General features: G+C 74.3%; 1 protein-coding gene. It reads right to left on the bottom strand.

Annotated elements, in window-relative coordinates; all coding sequences use genetic code 11:
* A partial coding sequence (locus SB717_RS35105; protein ID WP_410907517.1) for a hypothetical protein occupies positions 1–192 on the bottom strand: 192 nt, incomplete at its 3' end.
* Positions 193–288: the final 96 nt, after the last annotated feature.

Below are 288 nucleotides of genomic sequence, written 5' to 3' on the forward strand. Positions count from 1 at the left end.
GGTCAGCCCGCAGTCCTGATGCTCCGCGGCCTCCACGTACGCGTGCGCGACGGTCGACATGGCGGCGTATCTGCCGGGCACCGGACCCCGCGGGGCAGGATTGAGGAGGGCGTACGCCAGCACGACGCACCCGGCGAAGCCGACGACGACGGCAGCCGCAATGACGGCGCCGCGGTGCCGGCCGGCGCCCATCAGGCCCGCTCGGAGCGGAGCCTCAGCAGTCGCGGCAGGTTGCGCGCGGCCATTGCAACGGTCAGCGGCCCGACCCGGGGAACGAAGACGCTGGCC

The sequence above is a fragment of the Priestia sp. SIMBA_032 genome, assembly GCF_046535215.1.
GTDB classification, from domain to species: domain Bacteria; phylum Bacillota; class Bacilli; order Bacillales; family Bacillaceae_H; genus Priestia; species Priestia aryabhattai.